The sequence below is a fragment of the Enterobacter chengduensis genome (genome assembly GCF_001984825.2).
Classification (GTDB): domain Bacteria; phylum Pseudomonadota; class Gammaproteobacteria; order Enterobacterales; family Enterobacteriaceae; genus Enterobacter; species Enterobacter chengduensis.
This window is the reverse complement of record NZ_CP043318.1, coordinates 1,059,554-1,083,904: the sequence shown is the minus strand read 5'-3', so window position 1 is coordinate 1,083,904 and position 24,351 is coordinate 1,059,554. Positions and strand designations below refer to the sequence as shown.

33 protein-coding genes and 1 tRNA gene are annotated in these 24,351 nt (G+C 53.5%); 16 read left to right on the top strand and 18 right to left on the bottom strand.

All coding sequences use genetic code 11. The features are described 5' to 3' along the window. Window positions 1–112 precede the first annotated feature (112 nt). On the top strand, window positions 113–814 hold the full coding sequence (locus tag FY206_RS05235; RefSeq protein WP_100249864.1) for a hypothetical protein: 702 nt from the start codon (window positions 113–115) through the stop codon (window positions 812–814). 56 nt (window positions 815–870) lie between these two features. On the opposite strand, the gene FY206_RS05230 is transcribed toward FY206_RS05235, so the two are convergent. The 10 genes from FY206_RS05230 to FY206_RS05190 all read right to left on the bottom strand — a co-directional run bounded on the left by FY206_RS05230 (window position 871) and on the right by FY206_RS05190 (window position 6,122). Beyond that, window positions 871–1,266, bottom strand: coding sequence for a hypothetical protein (locus tag FY206_RS05230; RefSeq protein WP_077064306.1), 396 nt, complete (start codon window positions 1,264–1,266; stop codon window positions 871–873). Then, the gene (locus FY206_RS05225) at window positions 1,263–1,574 is read right to left on the bottom strand and encodes an ead/Ea22-like family protein (RefSeq protein WP_077064307.1); all 312 of its coding nucleotides are present in this window, start codon (window positions 1,572–1,574) and stop codon (window positions 1,263–1,265) included. The genes FY206_RS05230 and FY206_RS05225 overlap by 4 nt, the downstream gene beginning before the upstream one ends. Continuing rightward, the gene (locus FY206_RS05220) at window positions 1,571–1,852 is read right to left on the bottom strand and encodes a hypothetical protein (RefSeq protein ID WP_059445267.1); all 282 of its coding nucleotides are present in this window, start codon (window positions 1,850–1,852) and stop codon (window positions 1,571–1,573) included. Before FY206_RS05220 ends, FY206_RS05225 begins: the two co-directional genes overlap by 4 nt. Then, entirely contained in the window at window positions 1,849–2,478 is a 630-nt protein-coding gene (locus tag FY206_RS25440; protein WP_077064308.1) for a hypothetical protein, read from the bottom strand. The genes FY206_RS05220 and FY206_RS25440 overlap by 4 nt, the downstream gene beginning before the upstream one ends. Further along, window positions 2,475–2,765, bottom strand: coding sequence for a DUF4406 domain-containing protein (locus FY206_RS05210; RefSeq protein WP_077064309.1), 291 nt, complete (start codon window positions 2,763–2,765; stop codon window positions 2,475–2,477). The genes FY206_RS25440 and FY206_RS05210 overlap by 4 nt, the downstream gene beginning before the upstream one ends. Continuing rightward, window positions 2,765–4,162, bottom strand: a complete 1,398-nt coding sequence (locus FY206_RS05205; RefSeq protein ID WP_077064310.1) for a DnaB-like helicase C-terminal domain-containing protein — start codon at window positions 4,160–4,162, stop codon at window positions 2,765–2,767. Before FY206_RS05205 ends, FY206_RS05210 begins: the two co-directional genes overlap by 1 nt. Then, window positions 4,159–5,049: a replication protein gene (locus FY206_RS05200; RefSeq protein ID WP_077064311.1), complete on the bottom strand. Its 891-nt coding sequence runs from the start codon at window positions 5,047–5,049 to the stop codon at window positions 4,159–4,161. The genes FY206_RS05205 and FY206_RS05200 overlap by 4 nt, the downstream gene beginning before the upstream one ends. Before the next feature lie 334 nt (window positions 5,050–5,383). After that, on the bottom strand, window positions 5,384–5,533 hold the full coding sequence (locus tag FY206_RS25270) for a hypothetical protein (RefSeq protein WP_167513845.1): 150 nt from the start codon (window positions 5,531–5,533) through the stop codon (window positions 5,384–5,386). A gap of 3 nt (window positions 5,534–5,536) precedes the next feature. Continuing rightward, on the bottom strand, window positions 5,537–5,857 hold the full coding sequence (locus FY206_RS05195) for a CII family transcriptional regulator (RefSeq protein ID WP_000426372.1): 321 nt from the start codon (window positions 5,855–5,857) through the stop codon (window positions 5,537–5,539). Window positions 5,858–5,894: 37 nt separating this feature from the next. Beyond that, the gene (locus tag FY206_RS05190) at window positions 5,895–6,122 is read right to left on the bottom strand and encodes a helix-turn-helix domain-containing protein (protein ID WP_077064312.1); all 228 of its coding nucleotides are present in this window, start codon (window positions 6,120–6,122) and stop codon (window positions 5,895–5,897) included. Window positions 6,123–6,232: 110 nt separating this feature from the next. Between FY206_RS05190 and FY206_RS05185 the strand changes: the two genes are divergently transcribed. The 3 genes from FY206_RS05185 to FY206_RS05175 all read left to right on the top strand — a co-directional run bounded on the left by FY206_RS05185 (window position 6,233) and on the right by FY206_RS05175 (window position 7,757). Continuing rightward, a complete protein-coding gene (locus tag FY206_RS05185; RefSeq protein WP_077064329.1) occupies window positions 6,233–6,928 on the top strand; it encodes an XRE family transcriptional regulator in 696 nt (231 codons plus the stop codon). A gap of 86 nt (window positions 6,929–7,014) precedes the next feature. After that, a complete protein-coding gene (locus tag FY206_RS05180; RefSeq protein WP_077064313.1) occupies window positions 7,015–7,449 on the top strand; it encodes a hypothetical protein in 435 nt (144 codons plus the stop codon). 2 nt (window positions 7,450–7,451) lie between these two features. Next, the gene (locus tag FY206_RS05175) at window positions 7,452–7,757 is read left to right on the top strand and encodes a hypothetical protein (RefSeq protein ID WP_077064314.1); all 306 of its coding nucleotides are present in this window, start codon (window positions 7,452–7,454) and stop codon (window positions 7,755–7,757) included. Between the two features lie 31 nt (window positions 7,758–7,788). On the opposite strand, the gene FY206_RS05170 is transcribed toward FY206_RS05175, so the two are convergent. Next, window positions 7,789–7,998, bottom strand: coding sequence for a hypothetical protein (locus tag FY206_RS05170; protein ID WP_077064315.1), 210 nt, complete (start codon window positions 7,996–7,998; stop codon window positions 7,789–7,791). A 220-nt stretch (window positions 7,999–8,218) separates the two neighbouring features. Here FY206_RS05170 and FY206_RS05165 point away from each other — a divergent pair, with 220 nt between their 5' ends. From FY206_RS05165 to FY206_RS05125, 10 genes are all read left to right on the top strand, one after another. Then, the gene (locus FY206_RS05165; protein WP_072778541.1) at window positions 8,219–8,419 is read left to right on the top strand and encodes a cell division protein FtsZ; all 201 of its coding nucleotides are present in this window, start codon (window positions 8,219–8,221) and stop codon (window positions 8,417–8,419) included. 84 nt (window positions 8,420–8,503) lie between these two features. Next, window positions 8,504–8,671 (top strand): hypothetical protein, encoded by a 168-nt coding sequence (locus tag FY206_RS25265; protein ID WP_167513844.1) that lies wholly within the window; start codon window positions 8,504–8,506, stop codon window positions 8,669–8,671. Then, the gene (gene exoX, locus FY206_RS05160; protein WP_077064316.1) at window positions 8,655–9,326 is read left to right on the top strand and encodes an exodeoxyribonuclease X; all 672 of its coding nucleotides are present in this window, start codon (window positions 8,655–8,657) and stop codon (window positions 9,324–9,326) included. Before FY206_RS25265 ends, exoX begins: the two co-directional genes overlap by 17 nt. Beyond that, window positions 9,326–9,994: a DEAD/DEAH box helicase family protein gene (locus FY206_RS05155; protein WP_207708327.1), complete on the top strand. Its 669-nt coding sequence runs from the start codon at window positions 9,326–9,328 to the stop codon at window positions 9,992–9,994. Before exoX ends, FY206_RS05155 begins: the two co-directional genes overlap by 1 nt. Window positions 9,995–10,010: 16 nt before the next feature. Next, window positions 10,011–10,742 carry a single stranded DNA-binding domain-containing protein gene (locus FY206_RS05150; protein WP_077064318.1) on the top strand — a complete coding sequence of 244 codons (732 nt, stop codon included), beginning with the start codon at window positions 10,011–10,013 and terminating at the stop codon, window positions 10,740–10,742. Next, the gene (locus FY206_RS05145) at window positions 10,739–10,897 is read left to right on the top strand and encodes a DUF1317 family protein (protein WP_077064319.1); all 159 of its coding nucleotides are present in this window, start codon (window positions 10,739–10,741) and stop codon (window positions 10,895–10,897) included. The genes FY206_RS05150 and FY206_RS05145 overlap by 4 nt, the downstream gene beginning before the upstream one ends. After that, entirely contained in the window at window positions 10,894–13,464 is a 2,571-nt protein-coding gene (locus FY206_RS05140; protein ID WP_080500339.1) for a Dam family site-specific DNA-(adenine-N6)-methyltransferase, read from the top strand. Before FY206_RS05145 ends, FY206_RS05140 begins: the two co-directional genes overlap by 4 nt. Window positions 13,465–13,466: 2 nt before the next feature. Then, on the top strand, window positions 13,467–13,706 hold the full coding sequence (locus FY206_RS05135; RefSeq protein ID WP_077064320.1) for a DUF4060 family protein: 240 nt from the start codon (window positions 13,467–13,469) through the stop codon (window positions 13,704–13,706). A 41-nt stretch (window positions 13,707–13,747) separates the two neighbouring features. After that, window positions 13,748–14,095: a helix-turn-helix domain-containing protein gene (locus FY206_RS05130; protein WP_072011928.1), complete on the top strand. Its 348-nt coding sequence runs from the start codon at window positions 13,748–13,750 to the stop codon at window positions 14,093–14,095. Next, window positions 13,978–15,135, top strand: coding sequence for a site-specific integrase (locus tag FY206_RS05125; RefSeq protein WP_243144153.1), 1,158 nt, complete (start codon window positions 13,978–13,980; stop codon window positions 15,133–15,135). Before FY206_RS05130 ends, FY206_RS05125 begins: the two co-directional genes overlap by 118 nt. A gap of 14 nt (window positions 15,136–15,149) precedes the next feature. Here FY206_RS05125 and FY206_RS05120 read toward each other — a convergent pair. The 3 genes from FY206_RS05120 to proB form a co-directional block, all read right to left on the bottom strand. After that, window positions 15,150–15,225, bottom strand: a tRNA-Thr gene (locus FY206_RS05120). Between the two features lie 111 nt (window positions 15,226–15,336). Continuing rightward, entirely contained in the window at window positions 15,337–16,590 is a 1,254-nt protein-coding gene (gene proA / locus FY206_RS05115; protein WP_032638331.1) for a glutamate-5-semialdehyde dehydrogenase, read from the bottom strand. 11 nt (window positions 16,591–16,601) lie between these two features. Then, window positions 16,602–17,705, bottom strand: a complete 1,104-nt coding sequence (gene proB / locus FY206_RS05110) for a glutamate 5-kinase (RefSeq protein ID WP_028017715.1) — start codon at window positions 17,703–17,705, stop codon at window positions 16,602–16,604. Between the two features lie 305 nt (window positions 17,706–18,010). Between proB and phoE the strand changes: the two genes are divergently transcribed. Then, the gene (gene phoE / locus FY206_RS05105) at window positions 18,011–19,063 is read left to right on the top strand and encodes a phosphoporin PhoE (protein WP_032638328.1); all 1,053 of its coding nucleotides are present in this window, start codon (window positions 18,011–18,013) and stop codon (window positions 19,061–19,063) included. 135 nt (window positions 19,064–19,198) lie between these two features. On the opposite strand, the gene crl is transcribed toward phoE, so the two are convergent. From crl to gpt, 3 genes are all read right to left on the bottom strand, one after another. Then, window positions 19,199–19,600 carry a sigma factor-binding protein Crl gene (crl, locus tag FY206_RS05100; RefSeq protein ID WP_032638326.1) on the bottom strand — a complete coding sequence of 134 codons (402 nt, stop codon included), beginning with the start codon at window positions 19,598–19,600 and terminating at the stop codon, window positions 19,199–19,201. Window positions 19,601–19,657: 57 nt separating this feature from the next. Then, complete coding sequence (gene frsA, locus FY206_RS05095) at window positions 19,658–20,902, bottom strand: esterase FrsA (RefSeq protein ID WP_032638324.1); 1,245 nt, start codon at window positions 20,900–20,902, stop codon at window positions 19,658–19,660. A gap of 104 nt (window positions 20,903–21,006) precedes the next feature. Further along, window positions 21,007–21,465 (bottom strand): xanthine phosphoribosyltransferase, encoded by a 459-nt coding sequence (gene gpt, locus FY206_RS05090; protein WP_003863205.1) that lies wholly within the window; start codon window positions 21,463–21,465, stop codon window positions 21,007–21,009. Between the two features lie 260 nt (window positions 21,466–21,725). Between gpt and pepD the strand changes: the two genes are divergently transcribed. Next, entirely contained in the window at window positions 21,726–23,183 is a 1,458-nt protein-coding gene (pepD, locus tag FY206_RS05085) for a cytosol nonspecific dipeptidase (protein ID WP_032638322.1), read from the top strand. A 77-nt stretch (window positions 23,184–23,260) separates the two neighbouring features. Here pepD and dinB read toward each other — a convergent pair whose 3' ends face one another. Continuing rightward, window positions 23,261–24,319, bottom strand: a complete 1,059-nt coding sequence (gene dinB, locus FY206_RS05080) for a DNA polymerase IV (RefSeq protein WP_032638320.1) — start codon at window positions 24,317–24,319, stop codon at window positions 23,261–23,263. Window positions 24,320–24,351: the final 32 nt, after the last annotated feature.

Genomic DNA, 24,351 nt, shown 5'->3' with positions numbered 1-24,351 from the left:
TTTTCGAGATATGAATAGAAAAACAACATGTATCTGAAGCTTACTTACTGGCTGGATAAATGAGATAATAAAATTAAAGTAGGTTTACTTACCCCTCCATAAGGAACAACTCATGAGATTACCAATCACATGCGGGAAATGTATGCAAGAAAATGGTAAAGCAGAGGAAATATCAACTGTTGAATTTACCGATGATGGTCTTTATGAAGCGACGTGTCCCAAAGGACATAAATCCATTACTATACTACAACAGCGAAAGTTTGAGATTTTATTTGATATAGGTATCTATGCAATTAATGATGGATATTATAGAGAGGCAATATCATCCTTTACAGCTTCTTTAGAGAGATTTAATGAGTTTTTTATTAAAATCGTGTGCATATCTAAAGGTGTAGAGCAAAATGAAATAAATGATTCATGGAAAGAAATTTCTGTTCAATCCGAAAGACAGTTAGGTGCGTTTATATTTCTATATTTACTTGAATATGGAAATAAACCGCCACTACTTTCCACCGATAACGTTAAGTTCAGAAATGCCGTTATACACAAAGGAAAAATACCAAGCAAAAAAGAAGCCATTGACTACGGGCAAGTTGTATTTGATGTGATTAAACCTACACTTGAAAAGCTAAAAGAAAGATATAGAGATATAATGGATCAATATGTATTATCACAATTAGAAGAAACTAGAAAGGGAACTGATAAGGCCTTACCACTAGTTACACTATCTATCCCTACGATTTTAAGCATTGCTCATGATCAACCCTTCCACGAAGAAATAGACATAAAAAAAATAGTAGAAATGCGTGCATAAATGTATATTCAGCCCCCTTTTTTTTTCACAGCAAAGGGGGCAATAACTCGGTTATTTCAGTAAGTCATAAATAAATTTTCATCACTAACATTCAGTTCGGTAGTGGATTTATCCATTACTTCACCTACTGCTGCCGTGCCGCTGGATAAGCTTGCTACGTGAGGCGTAAGCTCTTTGTAGGCATGAGCTAGGGGACCAGAAACATCATCAGGCACATCTACCGGCGCTGGAGGGGCGGTGTAACATTTCGGACACTCGATATGCTCAATGCCCATCTCGCCGTGATCGATGTCTACCGAACCGTTACCACCACAGGCATCACAGCCGGCAGGTTCCGCTTCGAGCGATGCCAGCGCGATACGCGCCAGCTCAGTTGCTTCGTCATCCTGAACGCAAACCCATGCGTTTCCAGATGCTAATTGTTCCAGACGCTCTTTGGAAATGGTGCTCATGATGCCTCTCCTTTACCGGCTGCGGCGGGGACATCGATACCAGCAGCAGACAATGCAATGCTGAATGCCTCCTTCAAATCTGCAATCCGCTTGTCTTTGGCTTCCAGCTCATCCAGCAGCGCCAGCACGGTGGCGGGGTTGGCTGTAGAGTTCAGAGCGTTCAACGCGGTGATATCTGCATCAAGCTGGGTTCCTTCGGCCAGTGAGATATCGAAAATATCATCAGGAGGCATAACACTAAGGCGCTCATGTGCCCCAATTGCTGCCTCAGCCGCTTCACGCAGCGCCTGTTTGTCGATGTTGCTCATTGGGCGGCCTCCGGTCTTTTTCTTGCGCTGAAGCGAGGTACATGTTCCATTTCAACCGCGAATACACCTACGCTCTCACCGTCAATGAATAACTCGATATCCAACGGCCAGTCAGATTCCCAGCCGTCATGGTTGTCGAAATAATCAAGGGCGGCATCCTGAGACAAGCATTCCAATTCCCACTCAGAAGTGAGCTCATCGATGTGTCGAGGATCGAGAAAAAATGCATCCTCAGGAAACGTGCCTGCATCACTAACTACGTACTGGATTACGCTCATGACTGCACTCCTTTGCGAAGCTGGGCGGCGAACTCGCAGATTGTCGCGCATCCTTCCTCGGGATAATCGGCTGTTGCGATGTGCAGACCATGCACCTTCTTGCCATCGCCGTAATCGACGTCCCCGACAAACAACGTGCCATCAGTGAATTCACCAAAGTTATGGTCGCCGTCTCCGCAGTGGAAGCAAATTCCTTCCATAGCTTCCGACGACAGGTGCATTTCCTGCGGAACAAGCACGTAACCTTCAGGAATAGCGCTAGCCCGCACTTCAGCCAGGAAAGCGTCCGTGGACGGGGTTTCGGGTTGACCGTGCATTGCCCATTCCGAAAGGTGCTCGAAGCAACGGAGGAGTTCTTGCCAGTCACTGCACATATTGAGATTTCCACCCTGACACTCAAACGGGTACGCCTCTAAGCGATCCGCAAACGCACGGCCATTCACAATGGAACCCATTGGCACCTCAGCCTTCAGCCCCGCATTCTCCGCAGCTAGCGCATTACTGCGAGACAGTTGCACATCCAGCTGCGTCGCCAGTTCACGCACCAGCGCGGCAGACTCAGCGCAATGCAGATCTTTCGCCAGCGCATACCCGGCAGCGACGAGTTCTTTGGTTTTGTTGGTCATACCGCACTCTCCTGATGAATGATTTCCAGATCCAGCTTTTGAGCCAGAGCGTGTTCCGCTTTTGCGCCTGCGGAGTTCTGCCAGCCGGACAGCAGGAAAATGCCTTCAGCGCAGCGGAGCATCGCGAGACAAATATCCATGTACTCTGGCTGGCTCAGGCCATCGGGAAGCGTCGCGGGGTTTAACACCACATGGCCTTCCGAAGCCAGGCGCATAGCCTCGAAATGGAACGCAGGACGGTTATATTTCGCGATGCCGGTCATTGGCCCAGCAATGTAAATTTTCATCAAAATTCCCTCTTGTTGTTGGGTCTGGCATCATTCGCGCGGCGTTTCTGCTCAGCAGCAGCCTGGTCACAGTCGTAGATCGCCCCGTTGCGCTGGTCACAATAAACAACGCCTGTCGGGCCGTGGCGGTTCAGGCGCAACAGCAATTCGGTAGCCGCCTGATCTGCGTTTTCGTCGTATGCGCCTTCGCGGTAAATACCGATCCAGTAATCACAATCCTGCTCAATCTGCCCGGTGTCGCGGGAATCACTAGGCATCGGGCGTTTGTTGGTGCGCTTCTCCAGATCGCGATTCAGCTGAGTAAGCAGCACCACGATGCAGTTCAGTTCCTTCGCCAGGTTCTTCAGCCCCTTCGTAATAATCCCGTAGGCCAGATCGTTACGGTCAGCCTTGTCGGCGGTCATCAGGGTCAGGTAGTCCACCAGCACCATGCCGACAGCGCCGCGTTCGCGTTTGATGCGACGTGACTCTGCGACGATGTGTGCCAGCGTTATCCCGGGCGTGTCGTCGACGTACAGATTTCCGGTCTGGGCCAGACGTCCACCAGCAGCAAAAGCCATTGCCACCTGCGCGTCGTCGTACCGATCGCCATAAAACACGTCGGTATTAACGCGGCTGACCTGCCCGATCATGCGCTCCACAATCTGCTTATCCGGCATTTCGAGGCTGAACATCAGCGCGGGGAGCTGTTCAACTTCGGCACAGTTGACGGCCAGCTGGCTATACAGCGTGGTTTTACCCATCTTTGGACGTGCGCCGATCACCATCAAAGCGCCTTTAACCAGCCCTTTCGGTTGCAGCAGGTCATCCAGCGAGCCAATCCCCGTCGACAGTCCACGCGTTGCGTCTGAGTCGCTCCAGCGCGCTTCCACCTCGTCCACCCAGTCGCCCATCACTTCCGAAAACTCGCGAAGCCCTCGGCGGTTACCGGTTTTCGCGTAGTCAGCGATATCGGTGAACAGGGTCTGAATAGCGTCAAACTTCTGGCTGGTGGTCATCCCGTTGCGGGAGAACAGCAGTTCAGTGGCGCTGGTCAGCTTGTCTATGCCGTAGCGCTCCATGGCTTTCTCGCGCACCAGCATGGCGTAGTGAACGATGTTCGCCGCGCTGGGAGTGTTTTTGGATATCTCAGCCATGTAAGCGAATCCACCAGCCTGCTCGCCAAGCCCTTTAGATTCCAGCGACTCAATCAGGGTGATCAGGTCGATAGGCTTCTGGTTGGCTACCAGCTCCCGCATCTCGGCGAAAATCACCTGGTGGGGGCGGATGTAGAACGATTCTGGTTTGAGCATCGACATAGCGGTCTGGCAGCGATCACTACCGCTATCCAGCATCATGCCGCCCAGCACACTTTGTTCGGCTTCGATGTTCTGAGGGATCATGTTCATGTCGGTCATAGCGCCTTCTCCCTGGTTTTCAGCAGGGTGTCAGAGCGCAACAGATAATCGAAACTGGCGCGCCAGCCTCTGTCGTTCTCACCGAAGTAAAACTTTGGTGCTCGCTCAGCGAAGGCTGCGAAATAATTCTCCACAGCCTCGACGGTTGGCTCTTTCAGTTCGGTCAGCAGGCGTTTGATAGCACGGCGACGTTTGTCGTTTAGTGCCTCTGCCTGGGGAAGGCGGTCTCCCAGGGTGGTGTTGTATGCAGACAGCACCGCCTGGTAGTCGATTGGGGGTTTCTTTGAGACAGGTTTTTCTTCCTGCCCGACACACTCCCCCTCTGGGGGTTGGGGGGTATTGTTTATTGTCTTTTGTATATTGTCTTTTGTGGTTAGCAGATCCTGCTTAGTTTCAAAAGCAGATTCTGCTAAGGTTTCGCCATCATCCTTAGCACCTTCCGCTAATGTTTCCTTAGCACTTTCAGCTAAGGTTTTATTAGCAACTTCCGCTAAAGAATCCTTAGCAGGTTTAGCTAATGTTTTGCAGAATCCGTTAATCTTTGTTTTCCACTCGATGATGTTGGTATTCATACCCACGCTACGCCCCTCCTGGACCAAGACTTTTTTGGCAACAAGCTGATTTTTTGCTGTCGAACAGTGTGTGTGATGCTTGGCAATCATCTGCTCAAGCTGGTCATTGCTAACCCAGTCCATCTTCTTGTTGTAGCCATACGTCTTGCGCCAAATAGCAAGGACAACACACAGCTCTGTTTCGCTTAGTCCGGATGCCATGACAGCATCGAGAAGCTCATTAGCAACACGAGTAAAACCATCTTCCAGCTGCGCCACGCGATGCTCCACGACCTCCAGCGGCGGCCTGTAGTCTGCTAACTTAACGACGCCCATTTTTCACTCCCGACGTAGCGAGAGCCAGACGGATCACGCCAACAAGACGTTCGGCGAACGCCCTGTTTTTGACGCGGCAACCACCAGCCCATCAGGGGAATCCTGAAGGCGTCGCTCCTCATTTTCCTGGTACTTTTTGCGCTTTGGCATTAGAATTGACCTCGCAATTGACTGACGTTTTTTGCACCTGAAGGCCGCTTGTGTTCACGCACAGCGGCTTTCGCCTTTTCAGAACAGGCCCGGCTGGGCGTTCCGTTTAACTTTTCGCTTCTCAAACCGGTCAGCGGGTAACTGCTGTTTCTCCGCCCACAGCTTTGCGTGCCGTAAAACATCATCAAAAATCTTCCCCTTTCTGCTTGCCTGGCTCATGCGCTTGTACATGTCGATAGCCTGGAATGCCCCCCCCCTGAGCCACTCCCAGAGAGAAACCGAGCTTCAGCAGTTCTTCACGAACATGCTTTTCGATGAATTCGATATGGTTCATGGCTTAATCCCACCCCAGCGGCCCCGGCCTTGCTCGTTCGGCTTTCAGCCCGATATCGGCGAGCGTTTCGACTGAGGCCAGATACTCCCGCGATACCAGCACTGCTTCCGGTGGCGCGGCCTGAATACCCAGGAAGGCCAGCTCTTTCGCCATGGTGCTGAAATGCCCCTCAGCTTTTCGCCTGCTGGCCGTCGACTCGCTGATGCCCATATGCTCGGCGTAAGACTTCTGGCCCACTGATGCAAGCCGGTTGAGCAAGACGCTTTCTATCTCAACCGGATTGATAACTGGCGGGTCTAACTTTCGTGCGATTGCGTTCTCCATTGGTGATAATTCCTGTGGTGAGTGGTTAGGTCGACACTTAGGCTGCGGGATTGTTAGCTCCCAATAACTGAGCTAAATCTGGCCTGATTTCAGTGGCTTTAATCTTTCCGTCAGTGGCAGAAACAATTTTCATAACGTAGCGAGCATCAATGCCACCACCGTGTAGCCATCGCCATACAGTGGGTTGAGCTACGCCACAAAGGTCAGCTAATTTTTTTTGGCTGCCAGCGATATCAATTGCTCGCTGGATGGTGTTGTTCGTCATATCCAATTCCTATAAGTATTGGGTCAAACTGATAATAGCAATGCGTATTGGTATTGGCAATAGCTAAACGTGTTTTGACCATCAATACGCAAGCGTATAAATTAAAAACTATGAAAAAAGAAACTCTTGCTGAGCGCCTTAACCAGGCAATGACAGCTTCAGGTATGTCTCAAGGGGCTTTAGCTAAGGCCTCGGGTGTTGCGCAGCCTACTATCTGGCGACTGACTAGCGGTAACGCCCGTGGTTCGACAAAGATTGTAGAAATAGCTAAAGCGCTCGGCGTGCGTTCGGAGTGGCTTTCCACAGGTGCTGGTCCGATGAGAAATGATGGGCAGCAACCGGTAATCCCGGTAGCGGAGAATACGGTACCTGATGTATTCAGGGTTGATGTTCTCGACCTGACGGTTAGCGCTGGACCAGGATCGTTTATGATTTCTGAGTTTGTAGAAGTTCTGCATGCTATCGAGTTCACAACTGAGCACGCGCGCTCCCTATTCGGAAATCGCTCTCAGCATGATGTGAAGGTAATGACTGTAGACGGTGATAGCATGTGCCCAACGATTCAGTCTGGCGATCGACTCTTCTTTGATGTGTCAGTGAGAAGCTTCAAGGTTGACGGAGTATATGCATTTGTCTTCGGACAGCACTTCCATGTAAAGCGCCTGCAAATGCAGGGACTACAGCTAGCCGTCCTTTCAGATAACCCGGCTTACAAGGACTGGTACATAACCGAAGAAAACCAAGATCAGCTCTACATCATGGGTAAAGCCTTAATTCATGAGTCGATAGCTTACAACAAGTTGTAGAAGTGACCTGAGGATATTTTTGGGTAGAGACGAAGCTGCGGCCAGCGCCGGGGCTAACATAGATTTTTGACGTGAAGAAACATATTATGAGAACGGAAAAAATAATTACTATTTACCCGACGATAGTAAAGCCAGGGCTTGGCATTTCTCCTTTCATGCAGCCAGACCCACTGGTCGTGGTAAATGAGTATCCTAGTAGTTGCTCATTCTATCTGACAGCTTTGATGTACTTCGATCATGGTAAAAAATACACCACTGAACTTGATGTAACATTTAATGGAGAATCAGCCCTCACTGACACTAATGGCGATGAAAACTCATTGGAAACATTCATGTTCTCACCCATAAATGACACCTCAGTAATGGTTGGAACTTCACTTTACGTAAAAAATATCAAGCTAGTCGGGAATGGTACATATGACGTCATTTACAGGATTTTCGAAGAAACAAATAACGGCCTGAGCGATATGATTGATGAGAAGAAGTGCGCAATTATTTCTGCCAACCCAATAAGGACTTAGGCATGAAGAGGCATTTATACTCTGTTCCTCTTGATGGAAACATAGTTGAACAAATTCCAACCAGCCCCCATAATGATTTTAAAGATGGAGATGGAAGCGGAGGAGGTGATGACATGTTGCAACGAATCAAAGATTTAGAAAAAGACATGCACGGCATCAAAACTGACCTTGCCGTGATGAAATCAAATTACGCTACCAAGGCTGACGTTAGTGACGCGAAGTTCAGCATCATAGTTTGGGTGGTTGGAGCGATCTTTATCGCACAACTTCTCCCACCTATCATCAACGCTATTAAGGCAGCTCTTTAATTAACCGGCCAGCGTGCCGGTTTTTTTGTATCTACTTCACAGCCTTACTACCTTTCCTTACTATCTCCGCAGCATCTCTGTTAACGCCTTTGCCGATCACATTACCTGTTTCTCTGCGGTATTGCTCCAACTTGTCGATGATGGCTTGCTGCGTCACAGGCAAATCTGCCAGCGACAATTCCATCACGGCCCGCCCGGCAGCATAAGCCATCATATTGACCCTTTCTTCATCCAAATCCATCACGCAACTCCTTCCTGATGTTTTTTCAAACATAGCACTCTCTAAAACAAAAATAAATTCACTTAGCTATCAAACAATTAATACTCTCTCGATAAAATAATACCAATACGTATTGATATACCCAATAGCCATTGCTATTATCAACTCATCCAAACAACGCATTCAAACGCGAATGTCCGGGTAAAAGTTCTGGCAGCCGGGAAGACGGCAAGGGGATGAGATGGCTAATTACGGCACAACAACATTACCAAGAACCAGCGTTGTACCAGGGATGCTGGTCAGGTATCAGGGGCGCACATACCGCGCATCTGCAAACGTGGGCAAAGGGTTGTATCTGTTCACTCTGTTTGAGCGCCTGCGCACCACTAACGATGAGATAGAGGTTTATCTCAACCAGCACGGTAAACCTGCCATCCATTAGCAGGGACACCAGCAAAACCAACTTTGTTAAACGGTCGGCTTTTACAGCGACAGGATTCTTACAACCTTTTTCAGAGGAATGGATATGCAGGCTACGACCAAACAGCAGCAGGCGATGAACCTTATCGCGCTTCTGTGCCTGATGTACCACTTATCGCCAGCTGACCTTGAGGCCATCGCCCACCAGCTCGCGCACTTCGATGCAGTTTGTGATTACAGAACACAGGGGATTAACAATGCTGCGTGTCATTGATACCGAAACGACTGGGCTGGAAGGCGGCCCGGAAACCGTGGTGGAAATAGCCAGCGTCGATATTGTCGACGGGGTGATCTGCAACCCAATGAGCGACCTCGTTAAGCCAGGCGTGGCGATCGGTTTTGAAGCCATGGCTATTCACCATATCACCGAAGACATGGTGGAAGGCGCGCCGCTGCTCAGTGAAGTCATTGGCCGCTATATGGGTGCCGACGCATACGTCGCCCACAACGCGAAGTTTGATAAAGCCAAGCTTACCGCAATGAACGCGCCGTGGATCTGCACCGCCAAGCTGGCGCGTTCGCTCCTGCCGGAGCACAAGAGCCACAGCAACCAGTACTTGCGTTACAGCCTCGGGCTGAAGCCGGAAGTACCGGAAGGGCTTTACGCTCACCGCGCGCTGTATGACTGCTATGTCACCGCCGAATTGCTGCTCTATATGGGCCGCCTGGCGAAATGGACGATGGGCGAAATGCGGGCCATCTCCAATAACCCTTCCCTGCTGCATGCGCTCCGCTTCGGTAAGCATAAAGGAGTCCCTTTCGCAGAGCTGGCAAAAACAGAACCGGGTTACCTGCGCTGGCTCGTTGCCAACAGCGACGATGAAGATGTGCTGTTCACGGCCAGCCACTGGCTGAATGGGGGAAAATGATGGGTACTCCAGTGCTGATCCTCGGTGACTCTGGCGCGGGCAAGTCCTACAGCCTGCGCAACTTCAATCCGGACGACGTGATGCTGCTCCAGTGCATCCCCAAAATGCTGCCGTTCAAGTCTGCGGGCTGGAAACTTCACGGCAAGCTGCTGCCAGACGGAAGCAAACAGCGCGGTAACGTTCTGCGCTCGGATAACTGGGAAACGGTGCTGGACACCATCTATCGCATGGTGCAGTCGAAAACGCGCCGTGTCCTGATCATCGACGATTTCCAGGTGGTCATGCAGCACGAAAACATGAACCGCGCGTACCAGACCGGCTATGCAAAGTTCACCGAAATGGCAGATCACATCTGGCGAATCATCATGGCGGCCACCGAGCTGCCGGACGACTTCCGCGTTTATTTCCTGGCTCACACCGAAGAGACCGAGGGAAAGATCCGCATGAAGACCACCGGGAAGATGCTCAACGAAAAGCTGACGCCAGAGGGCTATTTCTCCATCGTGCTGCGCGCCATCAAGAAGGACGGCAAACACGTTTTTCTCATCAAAGGCGATGACAACGACACCGCCAAAGCACCGCCTGACCTGTTCCCGGACCAGACGGAAATGGAAAACGACCTCCACGCCGTAGACGTGGCTATCACCGAATTTATGACCGAATTGTAACATTGAGGATTTAACGATGAACCAACCAATGACTTTTATGTGGAACAACGAAACGGCTGAGATGGCGAAGAAAGCTGGCGCAACAGGCGGGATCAGCGAAACCGGCGCTTACGAGGGCGAAATCGTTTCTGCGGTGTACACCTTCGGGAAAGATGGCAGCCAGTCCCAGGCGCTGGAACTGAGCCTGGACTCCAACGGGGCAAAGGCAAATTACTTGCGCATTAACTTCCTCGGAAAGGACGGCCAGCAGACGTTCGGCATGGGCCTGGTATCGGCGCTGATGTGGGTCGCCCAGGTCAAGCAGGCACAACCGCAGCAGGTACAAGGCCAGAACGGCGTCGAATGGCACTGCCCGGCGCTGGTTGGCAAAAAGGTGGGCCTGTTCCTCCAGAAGGTGCTCTACACCAAAAACGACGGCGGCGACGGCTACAAGTTCGAAGTGCGCCACGTTTTCCAGCCGGGAACGCGTAAGACCTACGCCGAACATGCTGAGAACGCTCCAGCGGAAGCGATAGCCGCGCTTGAACTGTCGATGAAGGATAAGGATGAACGTATCCACGGCGGCGCGCAGTTCTCAGGCCCGCGCAATGCCCAACATGGCGGTAACCCTTATGCAAATCAGACTGGCGGCGCACCACAGTCTCGCTTGCAGCAGAACAGCGGTCAGCCACCGGTAGACTTTGACGACGATATCCCGTTTGCGCCGATCGGTCTTCCGTTCCCTTCTCACTCTATCTATGCGCTATGACGCACGCACAGGACGAAATCAGGGTTGGCGCGGAGCGCCTTCCCTGGCTCAAAGAGAAAAACGGATGGTTGCTGCCGTGGGGTGAAGTCGTTACCAACCCACTGAAAGCGCAACGACTGGCTGAAGAACTTAACGAAAAGCAGGTGGCAGCATGAGATACGGATCTGTTTGCAGTGGGATTGAAGCCGCCAGCGTCGCATGGGAGTCGCAGGGATGGCAACCAGCATGGTTTGCTGAGATTGAAGCGTTTCCGTCTGCTGTCCTGGCTCATCACTGGCCGCAGGTGGCGAATCTCGGCGACATGACAAAAATCGCCGCTGCGGTGCGAGCTGGTGATGTTGCGGCACCAGATGTGCTGGTAGGCGGCACGCCGTGTCAGGCTTTCAGTATTGCTGGCCTGCGTAATGGTCTGGACGACGAGCGCGGACAGTTAACCCTTTCTTACGTGGAATTAGCGAATGCAATCGACGACAAACGCCGCGAACGCGGGGAAGAAGAAGCGATCATCGTCTGGGAAAACGTCCCGGGCGTCCTCAGCAGCAAAGACAACGCCTTCGGCTGTTTTCTGGCAGGACTTGCCGGAGAAAGCTGCGAGTTGCAGCCAGCAGGGGGAAAATGGACGCACGCAGGTTGTGTGTCTGGACCACAAAGGATTATCGCCTGGCGCGTCCTTGATGCTCAATTTTTCGGAGTGGCCCAACGCCGCCGCCGTGTGTTCGTTGTCGCAAGTTCTCGAAAAGACTTCGATCCCACAGCGGTACTTTTTGAGCTCAACAGCGTGCGCCGGGATACTCCGCCGCGCCGAGAAACGCAACCGGAAATTGCCAGCTATGCTGGAAAACGCTCTGATGGCGGTAGTCACTGGGACAACCCAGCAAATCCACACCCAACCCTGAACCAGTCCAACAATATTGGTGGTATTGGCGCCAGCAATCAGGAAATTTTCAGCCAGCGCGGATCTGGACTTGTATCAGACGCTTATTCCGATATTTCCCGCACATTGTTGGCGAAAGAAAACGACAGCACCGCAGAAGATTTGGACACCTACGTTTTGGCGTATGGCGGAGGCAATACTGGCGGAAGTATCGACGTAGCAACCGCATGCACCGCCCACGGTGTGAGAATGGACTTTGACACAGAGACCTTCGCTGTCCATGGCACGCAAGATCCTGACACTAATCACGAGTTGGCTCATACGTTGGGACGTAATCATGGTCAGGAAAACGCCGTGTGTTATGGGTTTAAACCCGGTCAGGGCAGTAAAGCCGGTGGCATTGGTTGGGCTGAAGAACAAGCCCCTACGCTGACTTCAGCACAATCAGGCACCAATCTGGCCCCAGCCATTGCTTTCGCGGAGAACAGTCGTGGTGAGATTCGTTTGCAGGGCGGCGACGGGCAAATAGTCGGCCCTCTATCCACTGGCGGAGGTAAACCAGGACAAGGCTTCCCGGCAATAGCTTTCAGCTACAAAGACCATGGCGCTGATGCGACCGTGGATATGTCACCAACGCTGAGAGCCGGTAATCACGATACCAGCCATGCAAACAGCGGTCAGCCGCCCGCTATTTGCATCCAGCACGCGTCTATTGGTCGCCACGATGCTGCTGGCCCTCAAGGTAAAGGCTATCAGGAAGACGTGGCCTTTACGCAGGATTCGCGTGCATCTGCTGACGTCGTTCAGTTTGGCATGCAGGTTCGCCGCCTAACGCCCGTTGAATGCGAGCGACTCCAGGGTTTTCCCGATAACCACACTCTGATTTCGTGGCGCGGAAAAGCTGCGGCTGATTGCCCGGATGGGCCACGCTATAAAGCGATCGGCAACAGCATGGCCGTCCCGGTAATGCGCTGGATTGGTGAACGTATCGCGGCAGCACTGCCCATAGCAGAACCTACGCCGCGCAGCTGGCAGCGACCGTTCCTAAAATGGGCTGGCGGTAAATATTCACTGCTGCCGGAACTGGATCGCCTGATCCCCGCAGGTAAGCGTCTCATCGAGCCTTTTGTGGGTGGCGGATCGGTGTTCCTTAACTCAGACAAGCACGAATGCTTCCTGCTTGCTGACGTCAACACTGACCTGATTAACCTGTATCAGATGCTGGCGGTGGTCCCCGATTCGGTGATCTACGAAGCAATGAAGGCATTCAGACACCTGAATGATGCCGAAAACTACACGGTAATTCGTGAAGCATTCAATGCGCAGCAGCTGGACGCGGTCGAGCGTGCAGCAGCATTCCTTTACCTCAATCGGCACTGTTTCAACGGCCTGATCCGTTATAACCTGGACGGTTTTTTTAACGTCGGCTTTGGGAAATATAAAGCGCCATATTTCCCGGAAGAAGAGATCAAGGCATTTAAGCGAAAGGCTCACGCATGCGTATTCATGAATGCAGGCTTCAGACGCACGCTAGCACTGGCAGGTGATGGTGACGTCGTTTACTGCGATCCACCTTATGAGCCGCTACCCGGCACCGCTGGTTTCACTAACTACGCGGCTGGTGGGTTCTCGTGGGGTAGCCAAGTAGAGCTTGCGGAATGCTGTGTGGCAGCCCACCAGCGGGGGGCAAAAGTGGTAATCAGCAATTCTACCGCACCGCGCGTAATTGAACTTTACGAACAGCACGGCTTCACCCTGCACCGCGTCAGTGCTCGCCGGGCTATATCCAGCAAAGGCAGCACCCGCGAAACAGCGAGTGATGTCGTAGCCACTTTGGGAGTGAAGTGATGATGAGGCTGATTAATCGCAGTAAGCAATCACCTGTTGGTCGCCGCGCTTGCGATGTTGCGCTGGCGGCGCACCATGCAAAATATGGCGATTACGGAAGGCAGAAACACCAGACAAATTACACCGTCGAGGTGGATGGCATGAAGGTCACCGTCGAAGTCGTCAACCGGGCCACCAGCTATGTCGCCACAGCAATGATCGGCGTTCGTAAACTTCGAAACCTGCCAGCACAGGCACACTGAATAACAATGACGGCCCCGGCTGGGGTCACTGGAGAACATCGATGGACGAAGAAGTATTTACCAGAGATGAGGCCGCCGCCTTCCTAAAAGTGGATAAAGGCACGATTGCCCAGTGGATAAAGTCCGGTCGCCTGGCTGCTACCCGAAAAAATCCACATAAGAAAAAAAGCCCATACCTGATCTGCAAAACAGACTGTATTGCGGCAGTGAAGAACCCGATCCACAATCAACCCGTGAATGCGGTTGATGTGCAGGAGGATAAAGCATGTCAATCAAACAACGTGCCGGTACGTGGCACTGCGACTTCGTTACGCCTGGTGGAAGTCGAATTAGACGGTCTCTTGGGACAACGGACAAAAGGCAAGCGCAGGAGCTCTATGATCAGCTGAAAGCTGAAGCATGGCGAGTTGATAAGATGGGGGAGTTTAAGCCGCGAACATTTGATGAAGCGTGCGTTCGCTGGCTTAACGAAAAGCAGCACAAGAAAAGCCTGGACGATGACAAAAGCCGGATCGGATTCTGGAGGATGCACTTCAAAGGAATGGACCTGTCAGCAATCACGGAAGACAGGATCTTGTCGGCGGTGAGTTCGATGGTTAATCGCAAACATCGAATGAACTGGGAGGCTAAACGGGACAGCCAGCTGCGAAGAGGTAAGCCGGTTCCTGAATTTAAGGATAAACCAGCGTCGCTGGCGACGAAGGCGACGCACCTTGCTTTCATCCGGGCGCTGTTACGATGCGCGGCCAACGAATGGCGATGGATAGCCAAAGCGCCGAACATCAAATGCCCGGTGCCGAAAAATAAGCGTATTCGCTGGCTAACCAAAGAGGAAGCGGCGAACCTGATCCGGGAGCTTCCCGAGCATATGAAGCCAGTTGTTATTTTTGCACTGGCGACGGGGCTGCGCAGGTCGAACATCACAGATCTGGAGTGGTCGCAAATTGATATGCAGAGGAAGGTCGCGTGGATTCACCCCGAGGACGCGAAAGCAGGAAGGGCGATTGGGGTCGCCCTGAACGAATCGGCCTGTAAGGTGCTGCGGGAGCAGCTGGGGAAACATAACCGGTGGGTCTTTGTTCACACTGAATCATCCGTTCGCCCGGATGGAACGAGAACAAAGGCAGTGCGCAAAATGCGGTCTGATGCTAACACGGCATGGCGCGCGGCGTTAAGGCGGGCAGGAATAGAAAATTTCCGCTTCCATGACCTGCGGCACACATGGGCGAGCTGGCTTGTACAGTCCGGCGTGCCACTCAGTGCGCTACAGGAAATGGGCGGGTGGGAAAGCATCGAGATGGTGCAGCGTTATGCACATCTGGCACCGAATCACCTGACGCAGCATGCCATGCAAATCGACTCATTCCTGGCGGGGAATGGCACAAATATGGCACAAGGCGCTTTTGCTGAACTGGTGAATATCGCGTGAACCCGCGTGGTTAGTGGTGCCGATAATAGGAGTCGAACCTACGACCTTCGCATTACGAATGCGCTGCTCTACCAACTGAGCTATATCGGCCCTGAAAGGCCGGTTACGAACGTAACCACGGGGCAAAAGGTTAGATCTATCCGGGTGATGCGTCAATGCCCTTTTGAATCAAACGGCTATTTTTGCATCACCCGTGATTATTTACGCACGAATCGTATCGTCGCCGAAGCCGATCCACTTGTAGGTGGTCAGCGCTTCCAGCCCCATCGGACCGCGCGCGTGCAGTTTCTGCGTGCTGACCGCCACCTCGGCGCCAAGGCCAAACTGGCCGCCGTCGGTGAAGCGGGTGGAGGCATTCACATACACCGCAGAGGAATCCACCTCATTCACGAAGCGATCGGCATTGCGCAGGGTGCGCGTCAGAATCGCGTCAGAATGCTGCGTGCCGTGTTCACGGATGTGCGCAATGGCGTCGTCGAGATCGCTCACGATTTTCACGTTCAGATCCAGCGACAGGAACTCGTCGTCGTACTGTTCCGCTTTTACAGGAACCACGTTTGCCGGGCCATCCTGCAGCAGTGCGAGCGCGTTAGCATCAGCGTGCAGCGTCACGCCGCTCTCCGCCATCTGTTTGCTCAGGGCTGGCAGGAAGGTGCTCGCAATACCCTGGTGCACCAGCAGCGTTTCTACGGTGTTACAGGTGCTTGGACGCTGGGTTTTCGCGTTCACGATAATCTTCAGCGCCGGCGCAATCTCAGCGCTGTCGTCCACCACGATATGGCATACGCCGATACCGCCGGTGATCACCGGGATCGTCGACTGCTCGCGGCACAGCTTGTGCAGGCCCGCGCCGCCGCGTGGGATCAGCATGTCGATGTATTTGTCCATGCGCAGCATTTCGTTGACCAGCGCGCGGTCCGGGCTCTCGATCGCCTGCACGGCCCCCGCCGGTAAGCCACACTCTTCCAGCGCCTGCTGGATGACTTTCACCGTCGCGGCGTTGGTGCGCCAGGTCTCTTTCCCACCACGCAGAATGGCGGCGTTGCCGGTTTTCAGGCACAGAGACGCAACATCCACCGTCACGTTGGGACGGGCTTCATAAATCACGCCGATGACGCCGAGCGGCACGCGGCGACGCTCCAGGCGTAAACCGCTGTCGAGCAGCCCACCGTCTATCACCTGCCCTACCGGGTCGGCCAGGTTGCAGACCTGGCGGACATCGTCGGCAATGCCTTTCAGGCGCGCCGGAGTAAGCGCCAGGCGGTCAAGCATCGCTTCGCTCAGGCCGTTTTCACGCGCCTCAGCTAAATCCTGTTCGTTGGCTCGCAGGATCTCAGCGGATTGCGATTCCAGATAATCAGCGATTTTTTCCAGCACGCGGTTTTTCTCGCGGCTGGAAAGGAGCGCCAGTTTGTAAGAGGCGGCCTTCGCGGCAGCGCCCATTTGTTCCAGCATGTTCTGGCTCCTTAACGAATAATCATGTCATCGCGGTGGACGGCAACCGGGCCATATTCATAGCCCAGAATGGCGTCGATCTGCTGCGAATGGTGGCCCGCGATGCGGCGCAGGGCATCGCTGTTATAGCGGCTGACGCCGTGGGCGATGTCGCGACCTTCGAGGTTACGGATGCGGATCACTTCACCACGGGAGAAGTTGCCTGTCACGCTTTTAATTCCTTTAGGAAGTAATGAACTTCCTCGTTCCAGAATCGCGGCGGTTGCCCCTTCATCCACGACGAGTTCGCCCGCAGGCGGCGCGCCAAATATCCAGCGCTTGCGGTTTTCCAGCGGAGATTCCTGGGCGTGGAAGCGGGTGCCGACGGAGAGGCCTTCCATCACGTCGCCAATCACGCCCGGGCGGCTGCCCGCAGCAATGATGGTGTCGATACCGGCGCGGCATGCCACGTCAGCGGCCTGCAGCTTGGTCCCCATGCCGCCGGTTCCGAGGCCGGACACGCTGTCGCCGGCGATGGCGCGCAGCGCATCGTCGATACCGTGAACGTCGGTAATCAGCTCGGCTTCCGGGTTGGAGCGCGGATCGGCGGTAAACAGCCCCTGCTGATCGGTCAGAAGCAGCAATTTATCCGCACCGGCCAGAATGGCGGCCAGCGCGGAGAGGTTATCGTTATCACCCACTTTAATTTCAGCGGTGGCGACGGCGTCGTTTTCGTTAATAACAGGAACGATATTGTTGTCCAGCAGCGCGCGCAGGGTATCGCGGGCGTTGAGGAAGCGCTCGCGGTCTTCCATATCCGCGCGCGTCAGCAGCATCTGCCCGACGTGGATGCCATAGATGGAGAACAGCTGTTCCCAGAGTTGAATAAGTCGGCTTTGCCCCACGGCGGCCAGCAGCTGTTTGGAGGCGATCGTCGCGGGGAGTTCGGGGTAACCCAGGTGTTCACGCCCGGCGGCAATCGCCCCGGAGGTCACAATCACAATACGATGCCCTGCGGCATGTAACTGAGCGCACTGACGTACAAGCTCAACAATGTGGGCGCGATTTAGGCGGCGCGATCCGCCTGTTAACACACTGGTACCGAGTTTTACCACCAGCGTCTGGCTGTCACTCATGATTCTCTGCCGTTCAACGATAAGGGAAAGTAATGTCAAACGAACGTTTTAACAGGAGTCAGCCCCGTTGCCAACTGCCTTAGCACATCGCGAAACACTTTGTTGCGCGGGATCAGGAAGCGTAGCGGGAGAATTTGACACTTTTATTACCGAAATAATAAATCACAGTTTTTTAAAATTATTCTTAGTTTGTCATAAAAGTTTCATTCCAGAACGATAAAACCCTTCCTGTTTTTTCACGGGACTTAAGCATGAGCTTATCGTCCAGCGAATTTTTTTAGCGCGTTTATAAGACAGGATCGAAAATGAAAAAGAGCACTCTGGCATTAGTGGTTATGGGCGTGGTTACTTCTGCATCCGTTCACGCAGCTGAAGTTTATAATAAAAACGGTAATAAACTGGACGTGTACGGCAAAGTGAAAGCCATGCACTATATCAGCGATGACGACACCAAAGATGGTGACCAGACGTACGTTCGTTTCGGCTTTAAAGGCGAAACTCAGATTAACGATCAGCTGACGGGCTATGGCCGCTGGGAAGCTGAGTTTGCCGGTAACAAAGCCGAAAGCGACTCTACTCAGAAAACGCGTCTGGCATTTGCCGGTATTAAAGTGAAAGACTTCGGCTCTCTGGATTACGGACGTAACCTGGGCGCGCTGTATGACGTTGCCGCCTGGACAGATATGTTCCCGGAGTTCGGTGGCGACGGTCTGGCACAGACCGACAACTTCATGACCAAGCGTGCCTCCGGTCTTGCCACCTATCGTAACACCGACTTCTTTGGCGTGGTGGACGGCCTTGATATGACCCTGCAATATCAGGGCAAAAACGAAAACCGTGACGTGAAAAAGCAGAACGGGGACGGCTTTGGTACGTCTCTGAGCTATGACTTCGGCGGCAGCGATTTTTCTGTAATCGGCGCTTATGCCAGCTCCGATCGCACCAACGCGCAGAACCTGCTGGCTCGCGGTGAAGGTAATAAAGCGGAAGGCTGGGCAACCGGTCTGAAATATGATGCCAACGATATTTATCTGGCCACCATCTATTCTGAAACCCGTAATATGGCCCCTATCTCCGGCGGTTTCGCAAATAAAGCGCAAAACTTCGAAGTAGTCGCCCAGTATCAGTTTGACTTTGGTCTGCGTCCATCCGTGGGTTATGTTCAGTCTAAAGGCAAAGACATCGAAGGGATTGGCGACGAAGATATCGTGAAATACATTGATGTCGGCGCGACCTATTACTTCAACAAAAATATGTCCGCGTTTGTTGATTATAAAATCAACCAGATTGACGACGATAATAAACTGGGCGTGAGCAGCGATGATATTGTTGCCCTGGGCATGACCTACCAGTTCTAATATTTTCCGAATAAGAAAATCCCGGCAGATGTGCCGGGATTTTTTTGCCCGGTGGCGCTGCGCTTACCGGGCCTACGGGATAGTGCATTGTATAGGCCGGGTAAGGCAAAACCGCCACCCGGCAATGTGGCGCCATCAGGCAGTCAGCTTCACCGCTTCGCTGGAAAAGTCATCCGCGGGCTCGAACTTGAGATCCAGGGTTGCCAGCAGCGCGCCTGCCTTAGCGTGGAACTCTTTTAACGTATATTCCAGGCGGTCAATCACTTCCTGATCTTTAATGGTGGTGGCCTGCCAGTAGCCGTCTTTATTAAACAGCCCAAACTGATAGCTATACGTAAAGCGTTTTTCCTCTGCTTCCATTTCCATCCACCAGCCCCAGAATTCACGTTTTTCGGGTGCAGGCTTCACGTTGACGCATACGGCCAGGCAGTCGAAAAAAAAGCGATTCTCTTCACACTGCTCTTCTCGAATATACGGGCCGAGAGCCATAAACTTCTTAATCAGCCTACTTTTCGGGTGTCCACTCGGTAACGTCATTGCGATCTCCTTTTGTGAAGCCACTGTTTTACCAAACCAGCGAAATTTAGCAATCTATTAACACACTCTCTGCGCGATCCAGCGCGTAATCTCTTTCAGCGCTTTGTCGAAATTCTGATAGACCGGGCTGAACGGCACTTCAAGCAATTTGCCATCGGCAGATGACGAAGTGATTAAGCGCGACTCCTCTTCCGGACTGAACGGATCGTTTTTCCAGAACCCGGACAGCATCGGCGTTGGGCAGCGACGTCCCAGTAACCCCTGCGTTTTTAATGAGTAGCGGTTGAGCTCAACGCGCAGCGCTTCGTCTGATGCATCATGCATGCCAAGACGGCTTGCCAGTACGTCCAGGTACATTTCAGGCACGCTCCCCTGGCGTGCGGGATCGCTGAGCAGGGCGTGAACAACCGGCCCCAGGCAGGCGACGGCTTTCAGGCGAGACGATTCAAGGTACGCCAGACGCACCGCGACGTTTGCACCAAAGCGGAAGCCAAATGCCGCCACGCGGGTGTGCTCAACCCACGGAATGTTTTCCAGCGCTTTTAGCGCATGCTGGTGCAGCAGGCTGGAATCCTGAGTGAGCTTCCATTTGGAGGAGAAGCCGATTGAGGGCATATCCAGCGTCAGCATCGCGATCCCTTTTGGTGCGAAGTAGCGCTCATACAGGCTGTAATAATCGATTTGCAGCGAATCCAGCCCCCCGCACATAAGGACGGTCGGGAACGGACCTTCACCTTCAGGCATATGCAGGAACCCGGTTACGGACGTCCCCCCGGGAATGGTGAACTCCAGTTCGCGCATCTGGCCCGGAAGGCGTTGAGCCGCTTCTTCATAGGCTCGGTTCGCCAGCGCCTGAGCCTGCTCAGCCAGTTCATCACCTTTTAAATGCGGGTAGGCGGCAATGGCGTAGAGATTGGCCGCATGGAGCCAGTGCTTGCCGCTGCGCGTGGCATCTTCCTCCTGGCTGGCTTTTTGCTGCCAGAGCATCGCCTGCTTAGACCATTCGTAGATCCAGTTTCCACCACGGTAGCCGACCACCGTGTCGTAGAGTTCGCTGTCGGTGCGCTCCGACTCGCTCATGACGATACGCGCCTGCACGTCAAGGATTTCACGCGGATCAATACCGCGCCAGATCCACATCAGGCGGTTAATCATGCGATACCAGTGGGGCACGTTTTTACCGTCTAACGCGGACTGGACGGCAGGCTGGATACCCGGATTAAAGCGACGCACCAGCGTCGACGTTTCAGGGTGTTTGAAACGGGGTTTGAAGAGAGTCTCGGTGAGATTCGCCTGCGTCATTGCGTTGCCTCCATGGATACGTCATATGAAGACTATTGTAACGCGTGGCAGGCCAAAAAGAACAACGCCCGACAGAGCCGGGCGTGTAAAGTTACGTGCGGGTATTAACGGCCTGAAATAGGCGGCACAAAGACCACGCCCATATCCCATGGCTGTTCAATCCAGGTATCCTGCGGGATATCAATGACGTAATCGTCAACCAGCGGGCGGCCAGCAGGCTTTGCGAAGATGGTGACGAAATGTGCTTTCGGATACATTTCGCGGATAGCAACCGCGGTACCGCCGGTGTCCACCAGATCGTCGATAACGATAAAGCCTTCACCGTCGCCTTCCGCGCGTTTCAGCACTTTCAGCTCACGCTGGTTGTCGTGGTCATAGCTGGAGATGCAAACGGTATCGACATGACGAATACCCAGCTCACGTGCCAGCAGCGCCCCCGGTACCAGACCGCCACGGCTGACGGCAATAATGCCTTTCCACTGTTCGGAAGGCATCAGACGCGCAGCCAGCTTGCGTGCGTGAATCTGCAACATGTCCCAGGTGACGACGTATTTTTCGCTCATGTGAAGTGTCCCAGCCTGTTTTTATACGGCTTAAAAAGTGTTCGAGGGGGAAATAGGTTGCGCGAGATTATAGAGATCTGACGCACTAAAAACCAGTGTTTAGCGCCTTCTGCCTCAGTTTTTACATGCTTTATGCTACCAGCCAGCAGAGAAAGTGGTATTCTCAGATTCATCTCGCAAGCCTGACTTGTGGTAACTATTAACCTGCTAACCCTGTGGCCTGCAACCCTATTTGCAGCGCCTCGACAAGGAGACTTATCGTGTCTGAACTGTCTCAATTATCTCCGCAGCCGCTGTGGGATATTTTTGCCAAAATCTGCTCCATTCCACACCCTTCCTACCATGAAGAACAGCTTGCCGAACATATTATGGGTTGGGCGAAAGAAAAAGGTCTGCACGCTGAACGCGACCAGGTTGGCAACATTCTGATCCGTAAACCCGCTACCGCAGGCATGGAAAACCGCAAACCGGTTGTGCTGCAGGCGCACCTGGATATGGTGCCACAGAAGAACAACGACACCGTTCACGACTTCACCAAAGACCCGATTCAACCGTACATCGACGGTGACTGGGTGAAAGCGCGCGGCACCACTTTGGGCGCGGATAACGGCATCGGTATGGCCTCTGCGCTGGCGGTGCTGGCCGACGATAGCGTTGAGCACGGTCCACTGGAAGTGCTGCTGACCATGACCGAAGAAGCGGGCATGGACGGCGCGTTCGGTCTGCAGGCGAACTGGCTGCAGGCGGACATCCTGATCAACACCGACTCCGAAGAAGAAGGTGAGATCTACATGGGCTGCGCGGGCGGGATTGATTTCATCTCTACTCTGCCGCTGTCACGCGAAGCGATTCCTGCGGGCTTCCAGACCTTCAAGCTGACGCTGAAAGGGCTGAAAGGCGGCCACTCCGGCGGTGATATTCATCTGGGTCTGGGTAACGCCAACAAGCTGCTGGCACGCTTCCTGGCAGGCCATGCGGCCGAGCTGGATCTGCGTCTGGTAGACTTCAACGGCGGTACCCTGCGTAACGCGATCCCACGCGAAGCCTTCGCCACCGTGGCAGTACCGGCGGCAAAAGCCGACGAGCTGAAAAAACTCTCCACCGTATACCTGGAAATCCTGAAAAACGAACTGTCGGCGAAAGAGAAAAACCTGACCGTGGTGCTGGAATCCGTCTCCACGGACAAAGCCGCCCTGACCGCGCAGTCTCGTGAAACTTTCGTTCAGCTGCTGAACGCAACGCCAAACGGCGTGATCCGCAACTCAGACGTGGCGAAAGGCGTGGTGGAAACCTCCCTGAACGTGGGCGTGGTGACCATGAGCGACGACAGCGCGGAAATCATCTGCCTGATCCGCTCGCTTATCGACAGCGGTAAAGAGTACGTGGTGAGCATGCTGGAATCTCTGGGCGCGCTGGCGGGAGCCAAAACCTCTGCCAAAGGCAGCTACCCGGGCTGGCAGCCGGATGCGAGTTCTCCGGTGATGGCGCTGGTGCGCGAAACCTACCAGCGTCTGTTCAACAGCACGCCGAACATTCAGGTGATTCACGCGGGTCTGGAATGTGGTCTGTTCAAGAAACCGTATCCGGATATGGATATGGTGTCTATCGGGCCAACCATTACCGGTCCGCACTCGCCGGATGAGCAGGTTCATATCGAAAGCGTTGGCCATTACTGGACGCTGCTGACTGAACTGCTGAAGGCGATTCCTGCGAAGTAATACCCTCACCCCAGCCCTCTCCCAAAGGGAGAGGGTGAAAAATGTAGGTCCGGCAAGCGTAGAGCCACCGGGCTTTTTTACAATCCCAATACCAGCTGCCGCTCTAGCTGCGGATCCAGCAGCGTGACGTGCAATCCCACCAGCCTCACCCCTCGCCCGCCCCGGCGTTCTTCCCATGCTTTTTTCGCCGTCGCGATAAGATCGTCTTTATTCAGACGCGGCCAGACGTGCTCCTGCGTGGTCTGCTGGAAATCGTTGAATTTGAGCTTGATGCCCTGACGGGCGATGAGCAGGTCCGGCTTCACCTTGCTTAAGCGTCGCTCCAGCTCCGGGTAAAGCTGTTCTGTGATAATACATTCGCATTCGGACCAGTCATGAATATCTTCGCTGAGGGTGCGCTCAACGCCGACGGATTTTCGCAGCCTTTCGCTGTTTACGTCGCGATCGTCAATCCCCTGGCTGCGCTCCCACAGCACGCGGCCAAACTTTCCAAAGCGCTTGAGCAGCATGGCGAGATCGCTTCGCTGCACGTCTTCGCAGGTGCGTAGCCCCATGTTTTCCAGCTTTGCAGCGGAGACTTTCCCGACGCCGGGGATTTTACCGAGCGGGAGCGTTTTTAAAAATGCCGGCACCTCTTCCGGGGTGATGACGTACTGACCGTTGGGCTTATTTAAATCGGAGGCGATTTTGGCAAGGAATTTAACGGGCGCGACCCCCGCCGATGCCGTCAGATTCAGCTCGTTGAAAATCGTCTGGCGGATCTCCTGCGCCATCAGCGTGGCGGAGCCGTGACAATGCACGCTGTCGGTGACATCCAGATAGGCTTCGTCCAGCGACAGCGGCTCAATCAGAGAGGTATAGCGGGCGAAAATCTCCCGAATATGGAGGGAAGCCTCTTTGTAGGCTTCAAACCGGCCGGGCAGAAGCGTGAGATGAGGGCAAAGCTTCAGGGCCATCGCCGTCGGCATGGCGCTGCGCACGCCAAATTTGCGCGCGGGATAGTTGGCGGTGCTGATAACACCACGCTGAACGCGGCTGCCGCCAATGGCGATGGGAATATCCCGCAGCGCCGGGTTGTCTCGCATCTCCACTGCGGCAAAAAAGCAGTCCATATCGACATGGATTATTTTGCGCATAGTAAGCCCTCACTTATTACTGGATAAGTATA

Bases quoted from the DNA above. Each gene is read 5' to 3' on its own strand.
- FY206_RS05235 (WP_100249864.1), top strand. From the start codon at position 113: ATGAGATTACCAATCACATGCGGGAAATGTATGCAAGAAAATGGTAAA.
- FY206_RS05230 (WP_077064306.1), bottom strand. From the start codon at position 1,266: ATGAGCACCATTTCCAAAGAGCGTCTGGAACAATTAGCATCTGGAAAC.
- FY206_RS05225 (WP_077064307.1), bottom strand. From the start codon at position 1,574: ATGAGCAACATCGACAAACAGGCGCTGCGTGAAGCGGCTGAGGCAGCA.
- FY206_RS05220 (WP_059445267.1), bottom strand. From the start codon at position 1,852: ATGAGCGTAATCCAGTACGTAGTTAGTGATGCAGGCACGTTTCCTGAG.
- FY206_RS25440 (WP_077064308.1), bottom strand. From the start codon at position 2,478: ATGACCAACAAAACCAAAGAACTCGTCGCTGCCGGGTATGCGCTGGCG.
- FY206_RS05210 (WP_077064309.1), bottom strand. From the start codon at position 2,765: ATGAAAATTTACATTGCTGGGCCAATGACCGGCATCGCGAAATATAAC.
- FY206_RS05205 (WP_077064310.1), bottom strand. From the start codon at position 4,162: ATGACCGACATGAACATGATCCCTCAGAACATCGAAGCCGAACAAAGT.
- FY206_RS05200 (WP_077064311.1), bottom strand. From the start codon at position 5,049: ATGGGCGTCGTTAAGTTAGCAGACTACAGGCCGCCGCTGGAGGTCGTG.
- FY206_RS25270 (WP_167513845.1), bottom strand. From the start codon at position 5,533: ATGAACCATATCGAATTCATCGAAAAGCATGTTCGTGAAGAACTGCTG.
- FY206_RS05195 (WP_000426372.1), bottom strand. From the start codon at position 5,857: ATGGAGAACGCAATCGCACGAAAGTTAGACCCGCCAGTTATCAATCCG.
- FY206_RS05190 (WP_077064312.1), bottom strand. From the start codon at position 6,122: ATGACGAACAACACCATCCAGCGAGCAATTGATATCGCTGGCAGCCAA.
- FY206_RS05185 (WP_077064329.1), top strand. From the start codon at position 6,233: ATGAAAAAAGAAACTCTTGCTGAGCGCCTTAACCAGGCAATGACAGCT.
- FY206_RS05180 (WP_077064313.1), top strand. From the start codon at position 7,015: ATGAGAACGGAAAAAATAATTACTATTTACCCGACGATAGTAAAGCCA.
- FY206_RS05175 (WP_077064314.1), top strand. From the start codon at position 7,452: ATGAAGAGGCATTTATACTCTGTTCCTCTTGATGGAAACATAGTTGAA.
- FY206_RS05170 (WP_077064315.1), bottom strand. From the start codon at position 7,998: ATGGATTTGGATGAAGAAAGGGTCAATATGATGGCTTATGCTGCCGGG.
- FY206_RS05165 (WP_072778541.1), top strand. From the start codon at position 8,219: ATGGCTAATTACGGCACAACAACATTACCAAGAACCAGCGTTGTACCA.
- FY206_RS25265 (WP_167513844.1), top strand. From the start codon at position 8,504: ATGCAGGCTACGACCAAACAGCAGCAGGCGATGAACCTTATCGCGCTT.
- exoX (WP_077064316.1), top strand. From the start codon at position 8,655: ATGCTGCGTGTCATTGATACCGAAACGACTGGGCTGGAAGGCGGCCCG.
- FY206_RS05155 (WP_207708327.1), top strand. From the start codon at position 9,326: ATGGGTACTCCAGTGCTGATCCTCGGTGACTCTGGCGCGGGCAAGTCC.
- FY206_RS05150 (WP_077064318.1), top strand. From the start codon at position 10,011: ATGAACCAACCAATGACTTTTATGTGGAACAACGAAACGGCTGAGATG.
- FY206_RS05145 (WP_077064319.1), top strand. From the start codon at position 10,739: ATGACGCACGCACAGGACGAAATCAGGGTTGGCGCGGAGCGCCTTCCC.
- FY206_RS05140 (WP_080500339.1), top strand. From the start codon at position 10,894: ATGAGATACGGATCTGTTTGCAGTGGGATTGAAGCCGCCAGCGTCGCA.
- FY206_RS05135 (WP_077064320.1), top strand. From the start codon at position 13,467: ATGAGGCTGATTAATCGCAGTAAGCAATCACCTGTTGGTCGCCGCGCT.
- FY206_RS05130 (WP_072011928.1), top strand. From the start codon at position 13,748: ATGGACGAAGAAGTATTTACCAGAGATGAGGCCGCCGCCTTCCTAAAA.
- proA (WP_032638331.1), bottom strand. From the start codon at position 16,590: ATGCTGGAACAAATGGGCGCTGCCGCGAAGGCCGCCTCTTACAAACTG.
- proB (WP_028017715.1), bottom strand. From the start codon at position 17,705: ATGAGTGACAGCCAGACGCTGGTGGTAAAACTCGGTACCAGTGTGTTA.
- phoE (WP_032638328.1), top strand. From the start codon at position 18,011: ATGAAAAAGAGCACTCTGGCATTAGTGGTTATGGGCGTGGTTACTTCT.
- crl (WP_032638326.1), bottom strand. From the start codon at position 19,600: ATGACGTTACCGAGTGGACACCCGAAAAGTAGGCTGATTAAGAAGTTT.
- frsA (WP_032638324.1), bottom strand. From the start codon at position 20,902: ATGACGCAGGCGAATCTCACCGAGACTCTCTTCAAACCCCGTTTCAAA.
- gpt (WP_003863205.1), bottom strand. From the start codon at position 21,465: ATGAGCGAAAAATACGTCGTCACCTGGGACATGTTGCAGATTCACGCA.
- dinB (WP_032638320.1), bottom strand. From the start codon at position 24,319: ATGCGCAAAATAATCCATGTCGATATGGACTGCTTTTTTGCCGCAGTG.